The following is an 8,899-nucleotide window of genomic DNA, read 5'->3' as shown; positions in this document are numbered from 1 at the left end:
GCCCCGCGGCCGCGGGGGGGGGGGCGGCCCCCCCCCGGGCGCGGCGCCGCGCCGGCAGCCCCCGATACCACCCGGCCGGAGGCGGCCGGTTCCACCGTTCCGCACCCCGACGACACCGAGAGGACCTGACCGTGCCCGATACCAGCGCCGCCGACGAGCTGGCCGAGATCGCCGGCTTCGGCTACGAACGCGCCCGTGACGAACTGGTCAACGTGGTGAAGATGCTGGAGCAGGGCGGTATGGATCTCGACGACGCCCTGGCCCTGTGGGAACGCGGCGAAGCCCTGGCCAACCGGTGTGAGGAGCATCTGGCCGGCGCCCGGCAACGGATCGAGAAGGCGCTCGCCGAATCCGACCGGGAATAGCCGGCTACCGGGACGGCAGCGGCTTCGCGGCCGTGACCGCTGCGGCCAGCGTCTCGAAGGCCGCGGTATCCCCCGCGCCCCGGATCAGCACCCGGCTGTCCCCGAAATCGGCGACCCACGCGGGTTCGGCGTCCGGTTCGTCGTACACCACCCATTTCTCCCCGCCCGTTTCGTGGGTGCCGGTGGCATATCGGCGGCCCACGACATGATCCAGCAGCACCTCTTCGGTGGCGTCGCTCTGGTTCAGTTCCATGTAGGTGCCGGCACCGGTGATGTAGCCGATCGTGCTCACCGTTCCGCCACCAGCGGCGGTGATGGTGTCGCGACTGCCCGAGTTCGGTTTCCAGTTCTCCGGCAGCGCCGGTTCCCGCACCGGGAACCGGAGGTTCTGTGCGTCCGAGCGCAGGGCGGTGGCGGCGTCGAAACTGGGGACAGTTCCCTGTGTCGGACCGTTCGCGGCGAAACTGCACTGGCTGGTGAGCCCGGCGAAGACCACGGCTATCAGCACCAACGGGATCAGCGACCAGAAAAGATCCCGATAGTCGTTCATGATGCGTGGCTTCTTGTTCGGCACGCTCCCAGTATCCATCGTGGTAGAGGCACCACCCCGCCCCGCCCCCGGTACTGCCGTACCAGCTGATCATTTCCGTGGAACCGGTCAATGCGACAATTACCCCGAAGTTCCGACGCCAAGGAGGCACCCGCTATGACGGCATCCGCGACCCCTTCCAGCCGCCGCGAGGCGCCCGACCGCAACCTCGCGCTCGAACTCGTCCGCGTCACCGAGGCCGGTGCGATGGCGGCGGGCCGCTGGGTGGGCCGCGGTGACAAGGAGGGCGGCGACGGAGCGGCCGTCGATGCGATGCGGCAGCTGGTCAGCTCGGTGTCGATGCGCGGTGTCGTGGTGATCGGCGAGGGCGAGAAGGACGAGGCGCCCATGCTCTACAACGGGGAGAACGTCGGTGACGGCACCGGCCCCGAAGTGGACTTCGCGGTCGATCCGATCGACGGCACCACGCTGATGTCGAAGGGTTCGCCGGGTGCCATCTCGGTGCTCGCGGTCGCCGAGCGCGGCGCCATGTTCGATCCCTCGGCCGTGTTCTATATGGACAAGATCGCGGTCGGCCCCGATGCGGCCGACGTGATCGATATATCGGCGCCGATGGCGGACAACATCCGCAAGGTCGCCAAGGCCAAGAGCGCGTCGGTGTCCGATATCACCGTCTGCATCCTGGACCGGCCCCGGCACGCCGACCTGATCCAGGAGGTCCGCGACGCCGGCGCCCGGATCCGGTTGATCTCCGACGGCGACGTCGCCGGCGCCATCGCCGCCGCCCGATCCGGTTCCGGTACCGATATCCTCGTCGGCATCGGCGGCACTCCCGAGGGCATCATCGCCGCCGCCGCCATGCGCTGTATGGGTGGCGCGCTGCAGGCCAAACTCGCCCCCAAGGACGACGAAGAACGCCAGAAGGCCATCGACGCCGGCCACGATCTGGACCGGGTGCTCGTCACCGAGGACCTGGTGTCCGGTGACAATGTTTTCTTCTGCGCCACCGGCGTCACCGACGGCGACCTCCTGCGCGGTGTCCGGTACTACGGCGGCGGTGCCTCCACCCAGTCGATCGTCATGCGGTCGAAATCGGGCACCGTCCGGATGATCGATGCCTACCACCGGCTCACCAAGCTCCGCGAGTACTCCTCGGTCGATTTCCACGGCGACGAGCACGCCAATCCGCCGCTGCCGTGACGACGGATGCCGACGCGCGATCAGCGCGTCGGCACACCCCACCGCAGCAAATTTCGGGCATACAGTCCTGCGCCTGTCGTTTGCGGGTACGATCCCCGTGACCACCGAAGGTGGTGGCGCCACGGATCTCACGCTGGTTAACCGTTGCGTTGCCACCTCAATGAGCCGGAGTGATGAGCCACGCGGCCGCGGCCGCGGATCACACCGGCCTGTCGCGAGAGGATGGACATGCACCACTTCGCTCGACGTTCAGCAGGATTCACCATTGCGCTCGCGGCCGCGGGCCTGCTGGTTGCGGGCTGCGGCGACGACGACGACACCTCGGTATCGGATACCGTCGGTTCGCTCACCTCGCAGGTGATGCCCGGCGACAACACCGGTGAGGGCAACACGCCGACCGGGTCGCCGGGAGCGGAGGGGTCACCCACCGAAACCACCGGCGCCGAAGGGTCGCCCACTCCCGATCAGGATCCCAACGCCGATGCCGGCGAAACCACGGTGCAGACGCCGGACGGCACCGAGGTCACGGTGTCCGGCAGCATCTATCAGAAGTACAACGAGGCGGGCGGCCCGGCCGGCACGCTCGGTATGCCCGAGGGCGAGGAGCAGGTCGCCGGTGACGGTGGCCGCTATCAGAACTTCGTCGGCGGCACCATTTTCTTCAGTGAGGAAACCGGCGCCCACATCGTGTGGGGCGATATCCGGGAGGCATGGGAGGCCAACGGCGGCGCCGAGGGCGAACTCGGGTTCCCGACCTCGGACGAGCAGGACGCCCCGGAGGGCAAGATGAGCGAATTCGAGGGCGGCACCATCACCTGGAACTCCTCCGACCGTTCCACCACGGTCACGCAGAATTGAGTTCGGGCACCGGGGCGCTCGCCGACGCGGGCGCCCCTTTTGCTGCCCGCGCGAATTCGGCCGAAAAGCGTCGCCGCGGCGTCGCCCGAGCAGAATTCGCGGTCACTTTCCGGCCGCTTCGGGAACAGTGCGTGATCACCACCGGAATCCGACCCGTGACCGATAGATCCCAACACGACCCGGCACTCACCCGATCTCCCGCCCGACCCGCTACCGTGTGTGCGTGCAGAATCTGTTGACCGACCGCGACCTGCTGGAATCCCTCGCGGTCGACGTGGAACTGACCATACGGCGCCATACGGAAACCGCCGATGAATGGCAGCCGCACGACTACGTCCCGTGGGACGACGGACGCAATTTCGCCTTCCTCGGTGGCGAGGATTGGGACCCCGCCCAGTCCCGGCTGAGCGATACGGCACGCACGGCGCTCACGGTGAGTGTGCTCATCGCCGATAATCTGCCCTCCTATCACCGGGAGGTCGGCAAATATCTGCGGACCGGCGCGTGGTGGCGCTGGGTGGGCCGCTGGACCGCCGAGGAAGCCCGGCATTCCGTCCTGATCCGCAACTATCTGATGACCACCCGCGCCTGCGATCCGGTGGAACTGGAACGGTTGCGTATGGGGCATATGACCACCGGCTTCCGCCGCGCACCGATGCACCTGCTCGATGTGCTGGCCGCCTGCGCGTTCGAGGAGAAGGCCTCCGCCATCCGGCACCGCAATACCGCGGCGCTCGGGGAGAACGAGCTGATCACCGCCATCAGCGAGCGGATCGCGCAGGACGACGAAACCCAAGCGGAGGTCTTCGCCGATCTCCTCGCGGCCGGTTTCGATCAGGCGCCGGATCAGGCCATGCGTGCCGTTGCCGACCAGATCGCCGCGTTCCGGGTACCTTCGGTCACCCTGCCCGACGGCCGCAGCAGCGACGAGGTGCTGGCCGAGGCCGGGATCTACGATCCGGCGAAACAGGACGAACTGGTTTTCGCACCGCTGCTGCAGCGCTGGAATATATTCGGCCGCACCGATCTCGGTGAAGCCGGCGATGCGGCGCGGGCCGAGCTCGACCGCTTCCGCTCCTGACCGCCGCCGGGGCCGGCCGTCCATCGGCCCCGGTACACCAGGGGGTGCGGTACGCAGCCACGGCCTGCCATAGCGCTCCGCCGCGGCAGGCGGTCGTCGCGCGGCCATTTGCGGCGCGATATTCGTAGCGACTGCGAACCAGCGCGGCCGGCAAATCGCTGTAATGTGCCGATTCCGACATAAGCGGCCCGACCGTCGAAGTCCGGGCGGTGAATTCCGGCCGCCCGCAACTTCGAATCGACTTCCGCGAGCCGCCGGCGTCAGTCTTTGTCGATATTGGTCATGGACAGCACATCCAGACGCCGGTCCAGTTCTTCCTCGCTGAGCTTGTCGCCGACCAGCCCCCGGTCGATCACCGTCTGCCGGATCGTTTTCTCCTCCCGCAGCGCCTGTTTGGCCACTGCCGCGGCCTCCTCGTATCCGATCGCCGAATTCAACGGCGTCACAATCGAAGGCGAGGATTCGGCCAGCGTGCGCAGCCGTTCGGCATTCGCGGTGAGTCCGTGGATACACCGGTCGGCGAACAGCCGGGATACCGCCGCCAGCAGGCGAATCGATTCGAGCACATTGCGCGCCATCACCGGAATGTAGACATTCAGTTCGAAATGCCCGCCCGCCCCGGCGAACGCCACCGCGGCGTCGTTACCGACAACCTGTGCCGCCACCTGTGTAACCGCCTCGGGCAGAACAGGGTTGACCTTGCCGGGCATGATGGAACTCCCGGGTTGCAGATCCGGCAACTGCAGCTCCCCCAGCCCGGTCAGCGGCCCGGATCCCATCCAGCGGATGTCATTGGCGATCTTCGTCAAGCTCACCGCGACCGTGCGCAGTGCCCCGGAAACCTCCACCAGGCCGTCTCGCGCGGCCTGCGCCTCGAAATGATCCTCGGCTTCGCTCAACGCGTCGATCCCGGTGGTACGCACCAGCTCCGCCACCACCCTTGTGCCGAAACCGGCGGGCGCGTTCAAGCCGGTACCGACCGCCGTCCCGCCGATCGGCAGCTCCCCCAGCCGCGGCAACGTCGCCAGCAACCTTTCCATCCCCGCCGCTACCTGCCGCGTATATCCACCGAACTCCTGCCCCAGCGTCACCGGCACGGCGTCCATCAGATGTGTACGACCCGATTTCACCACCGTCCGCCACTCCTCGGATTTGTCCAGCAGCGCGAGCCGCAGATGCTCCAGCGCCGGCAGCAGATCCTTGATCACGGCCTCGGTGGCCGCCAGATGGGTGGCGGTCGGGAAGGTGTCGTTCGACGACTGCGACATGTTCACGTGATCGTTCGGATGCACGGTGACCCCGTTGTTCGCCGCGATCGAGGCGATCACCTCGTTGGCGTTCATATTGGAACTGGTCCCCGACCCGGTCTGGAACACATCGATCGGGAACTGGTCGTCGTGGCGCCCCTCGGCGATCTCCGCGGCGGCCGCGATCACAGCATCGGCCTTCTCCGCGTCGAGCAGACCGAGATCCCGGTTGACTACAGCGCAGGCCCCCTTCAGCAGCCCGAGCGCCCGGATCTGTGCCCGCTCCAGCCCGCGCCCGCTGATCGGGAAATTCTCCACCGCCCGCTGCGTCTGCGCCCGCCACAGCGCATCCACCGGAACCCGGACCTCGCCCATGGTGTCGTGCTCGATGCGATACTGCGTCTCCTCGCTCATAACCCGAGCCTATGCCGGACCCGCGCGAAGTTGGCGTGCCACGCGTGCGTTCTGAGTCACCCGGAGAGTCGGGAAGGCCCGCCCGCCAAACGAGCAGTTCCCCGGCCTCGACAACTTCGAGTGCCCTCCTCAGCCACGTCTGCAACTGGTCGAGTCATCGCAAAACGTGATGGCAATGGCGAAATGCTGCTGGCTTCCGCGCACATTTCGGGGAGATCGTCTACCTCGGCAGGCTCGTTGTTGCGGGGAAGGACATTCTTGACGCTGGGTCGTGCGAGCGCAGGGGCGACCCACGGACCACACGTGATCCTGCGTCAGCGCCGTGGGGTGCGCAGGTGGATGCGTTCGCCCTGTTTTCCGAAGAGACTGAGTACTTCGACGCTGCCGCGTCCGGCGGCACCGAACCAGTGCGGGATCTGGCAGTCGAATTCGGCTGCTTCACCTGTTCCCATGATGAAGTCGTGGTCGCCCAGTTTCACGCGGAGTTGTCCCCGGAGAACGTAGAGCCATTCGTAGCCTGCGTGGGTCCGCAGATGGGGCTGTTCGTCGTGCGCGGGAATGGTCATCTTGTAGGCGCGTGGTTCGCCCTGATGCCGCGACAGCGGAATCAGGATTCGGCCGCCTGTCGTGGTGGGCTGCTGCGGCACGCGAGGATCGAGTATCCGGGGCGCGGAGACTATCTCGTCGAAGGGGATGCCGAGCGCTGCGGTGATCGGCAGGAGAAGTTCCAGGCTCGGCTTGCGCTGAGCTGATTCCAGACGCGACAGCGTGCTGGTCGAGATGCCGGTGGCGCGCGCGAGGTCGGCCAGACTGACGCCCTTCTTCTCGCGGGCGTGCCGCAGGCGAGGAGCGATCTGCTCGATCACGGCACCGACGGTCGGTTGCTCGTCCATGGGTTGCAGTCAACCAAATGTGTCCCGGAATCGGCAACGATGCTTGTCGATATCGGTTGTATGCCCCGATGCTGTCGAGGGAGGTGATCCGAATGGACGCAACAACAGATCCAACCGATGGATCGGTGGTAGATGTGCTGTGGGACGCAATCGTCGTCGGTGGTGGAGCCGCAGGTTTATCGTCCGGCATCGTGCTCGCGAGAGCGCAGTTCGCGACCTTGGTCGTTGACGGCGGTGCACCCCGGAACGGGCCCGCCGACCATGTGCACGGGTACCTGACCCGGGATGGCATGGCGCCGAGAGAGTTCCTCGCGACCGGGCAAGCTGAACTGGCCCGCTACGGCGGGAGGCTCGCGCGGGCAGCGGTTTCCGACGTACGGCACGCACCGGACGGCACGTTCGGGCTACAGCTCGACGACGGCCGCGCCCTGCGCGCACGGTCGCTGCTGATCGCCACCGGGCTGACCGACGAGCTACCGGACATCCCGGGCTTGTCCGAGCGGTGGGCGTCGGAGGTACATCACTGCCCCCACTGCCATGGCTACGAAGTGCGGGGGCAAACCATCGCCGTGATCGGCAGCGCGATGGAAGCGGCATCGAAACATCTTGCCGCGCTGATGCGCCGCTACAGTTCGTCGGTGACGTTCTGCGTCAATGGCATCGAGGTCAGTGCTACCGAGCGGCAGCGTCTCACGTCGTACGGCGTGCGCCTGATCGATGCGGGCGTCACGCGGGTAGTGACGGGCGCCGACACCGTGGCCGGGAACCCGGTCGCGATCGAGCTCGACAACGGCCAGACAGTCGAGTGTTCAGCCATCTTCGTGGCGCCTCGCCCAGCGCCCCACGATGCGATCCTGACCGAGCTGGGCGCAACCAGGGACCCGGTGAGCGGACTCGTTGCCGTCGACTCCCAAGGCGCCACGAGTTGCCCCGGGCTCTGGGCGGCCGGGAACGTGGTCAACCCCCGGGCCCAAGTCATCGGCGCCGCGGGCGCGGGCTCGACTGCGGCCATCGGGATGACCGGCTGGCTGCTCGACCAGGAGCTGTCTGCTGCCGTCTCGGCCGACCTGCTCGACGTCGGAGGGGCGAGCTGATGGTAAGCACCGATACAGAGAGTTCTCGAACCAGTCGCTCCCAACGGCTACCGGCCGGTGTCTACCTGCTGGGGTTCAGCCTGTTTGCCATGGGAAGCGCGGAATTCCTGCTGGCAGGTGTACTGCCTGCGGTCGCCGCCGATCTGGACACCACGCTCGCCTCGGCCGGGCTTCTGATCACCGCGTTCGCGCTGGGGGTCGTGCTCGGCGGGCCACCGTTGGCCGTGCTCAGTCTGCGCTGGCCTCGCCGGACCGCGTTGGGCGTCGTCGCGTTCGTGCTGAACCCCGCCGTCTACGGCCGCGTCTTCGCGATCGCAGCCGACGCCCCGACCCTCGCCGGCGCAACCACCGTGTCAGCATTCCAGCTGGGCATCAGCATCACGCCCGTTCTGGCAGCCGCTCCACTCACACAGGGGGCCGCTCTCACATCGGTGTGCTTGATCGGAGCCGCCCTCGCCGCGACCGCTATCCCCCTCATACTCCTCGACCGGGCACGAATGGCCCGCTGAACGAAACACATGGCGGCTGATACGACCTCAGCCGCCATGTGTTCCCTCGAACGCACAATCGGGTCGATCACACTGCTACTGGCGCATCACGCCGCATACTGCGATCCGACTGCAACTACTGGAGTTGTCTCGGCGCCGTGGATACGGGGATACCCGACAGTGCGGCTGCCGATGCGGCGACCTCCTCCATCGACTTGTCATACATACCGTCCACGAGGACCAGCGGCGAGAGGGAGGTCTTCTTGTTCAACTTCCCGAGCAGAGCCTGCCAGCGAGGGAGTTGGCGCAGGTAGATCTGGTCGTCGTGGAGTACGAAGGCAAGCACCGGTCTGCGGTCGCGGGCTGTCGCCCGGAGGGGGACGATCCTGATCTCGCGCAGCGCTTCCCAGCCGATCCGCACTCCGTCCTTCGGCGAGTGCAGGCCGCCGGTGTCGAGGATGGTGGGATGCGCCGGAATCGACCAGGACAGCAAATGGCCGAGATACGCGATTATCGGAACGGCAGGAACCACGGCCGCCACAGCAATCGCAGGCGCCGAGTACACCAGTCGGGGCTGCTGCACGGATAGGTGACATCGATCTGGTTCGCCGACAGGCGAACCTGGAAGGATGTCATCGTGCCCAAGCCCTATCCCCAGGAGTTCCGCGACGATGTGGTCCGGGTCGCCCGTAACCGTGAGGACGGAGTG

Annotated in this window: 10 protein-coding genes; 6 read left to right on the top strand and 4 right to left on the bottom strand. The window is 67.0% G+C overall.

Going from position 1 to position 8,899, the window contains the following annotated elements; translation table 11 throughout:
• The first annotated feature begins 131 nt into the window (after positions 1-131).
• On the top strand, positions 132-365 hold the full coding sequence (locus QH195_RS20755; protein ID WP_280420579.1) for an exodeoxyribonuclease VII small subunit: 234 nt from the start codon (positions 132-134) through the stop codon (positions 363-365).
• Between the two features lie 4 nt (positions 366-369).
• Here the strand turns inward: QH195_RS20755 and QH195_RS20750 are convergent, their stop codons facing one another.
• Positions 370-939 (bottom strand): DUF4245 domain-containing protein, encoded by a 570-nt coding sequence (locus tag QH195_RS20750; protein WP_280436665.1) that lies wholly within the window; start codon positions 937-939, stop codon positions 370-372.
• 132 nt (positions 940-1,071) lie between these two features.
• Here QH195_RS20750 and glpX point away from each other — a divergent pair, with 132 nt between their 5' ends.
• From glpX to QH195_RS20735, 3 genes are all read left to right on the top strand, one after another.
• The gene (gene glpX / locus QH195_RS20745) at positions 1,072-2,115 is read left to right on the top strand and encodes a class II fructose-bisphosphatase (RefSeq protein ID WP_280420581.1); all 1,044 of its coding nucleotides are present in this window, start codon (positions 1,072-1,074) and stop codon (positions 2,113-2,115) included.
• A 228-nt stretch (positions 2,116-2,343) separates the two neighbouring features.
• Complete coding sequence (locus QH195_RS20740) at positions 2,344-2,973, top strand: LGFP repeat-containing protein (protein WP_280436664.1); 630 nt, start codon at positions 2,344-2,346, stop codon at positions 2,971-2,973.
• 223 nt (positions 2,974-3,196) lie between these two features.
• Positions 3,197-4,054, top strand: a complete 858-nt coding sequence (locus QH195_RS20735; protein WP_280436663.1) for an acyl-ACP desaturase — start codon at positions 3,197-3,199, stop codon at positions 4,052-4,054.
• Positions 4,055-4,314: 260 nt separating this feature from the next.
• Here the strand turns inward: QH195_RS20735 and QH195_RS20730 are convergent, their stop codons facing one another.
• Together QH195_RS20730 and QH195_RS20725 are read right to left on the bottom strand one after the other, a co-directional pair.
• On the bottom strand, positions 4,315-5,715 hold the full coding sequence (locus QH195_RS20730) for a class II fumarate hydratase (protein ID WP_280436662.1): 1,401 nt from the start codon (positions 5,713-5,715) through the stop codon (positions 4,315-4,317).
• A 314-nt stretch (positions 5,716-6,029) separates the two neighbouring features.
• Positions 6,030-6,608 (bottom strand): helix-turn-helix domain-containing protein, encoded by a 579-nt coding sequence (locus tag QH195_RS20725; protein WP_280436661.1) that lies wholly within the window; start codon positions 6,606-6,608, stop codon positions 6,030-6,032.
• A 92-nt stretch (positions 6,609-6,700) separates the two neighbouring features.
• Between QH195_RS20725 and QH195_RS20720 the strand changes: the two genes are divergently transcribed.
• The gene (locus tag QH195_RS20720; RefSeq protein ID WP_280436660.1) at positions 6,701-7,702 is read left to right on the top strand and encodes an NAD(P)/FAD-dependent oxidoreductase; all 1,002 of its coding nucleotides are present in this window, start codon (positions 6,701-6,703) and stop codon (positions 7,700-7,702) included.
• Between the two features lie 89 nt (positions 7,703-7,791).
• Positions 7,792-8,211, top strand: coding sequence for a hypothetical protein (locus QH195_RS20715; RefSeq protein ID WP_280436659.1), 420 nt, complete (start codon positions 7,792-7,794; stop codon positions 8,209-8,211).
• 115 nt (positions 8,212-8,326) lie between these two features.
• Here QH195_RS20715 and QH195_RS20710 read toward each other — a convergent pair whose 3' ends face one another.
• Positions 8,327-8,722, bottom strand: coding sequence for a hypothetical protein (locus tag QH195_RS20710; protein WP_280436658.1), 396 nt, complete (start codon positions 8,720-8,722; stop codon positions 8,327-8,329).
• Between the last annotated feature and the right edge of the window lie 177 nt (positions 8,723-8,899).

Origin of the sequence: Nocardia carnea (assembly GCF_029868855.1) — a bacterium.
Taxonomy (GTDB): Bacteria; Actinomycetota; Actinomycetes; order Mycobacteriales; family Mycobacteriaceae; genus Nocardia; species Nocardia carnea_A.
Note: the sequence above shows the minus strand (reverse complement) of the source record. Positions and strands in the feature narration are given on the sequence as shown.

Excerpts from the sequence above, each read along its gene's own strand:
- QH195_RS20740 (WP_280436664.1), top strand. The coding sequence starts at position 2,344 with ATGCACCACTTCGCTCGACGTTCAGCAGGATTCACCATTGCGCTCGCG.
- QH195_RS20725 (WP_280436661.1), bottom strand. The coding sequence starts at position 6,608 with ATGGACGAGCAACCGACCGTCGGTGCCGTGATCGAGCAGATCGCTCCT.
- QH195_RS20720 (WP_280436660.1), top strand. The coding sequence starts at position 6,701 with ATGGACGCAACAACAGATCCAACCGATGGATCGGTGGTAGATGTGCTG.
- QH195_RS20715 (WP_280436659.1), top strand. The coding sequence starts at position 7,792 with ATGGGAAGCGCGGAATTCCTGCTGGCAGGTGTACTGCCTGCGGTCGCC.
- QH195_RS20730 (WP_280436662.1), bottom strand. The coding sequence starts at position 5,715 with ATGAGCGAGGAGACGCAGTATCGCATCGAGCACGACACCATGGGCGAG.
- glpX (WP_280420581.1), top strand. The coding sequence starts at position 1,072 with ATGACGGCATCCGCGACCCCTTCCAGCCGCCGCGAGGCGCCCGACCGC.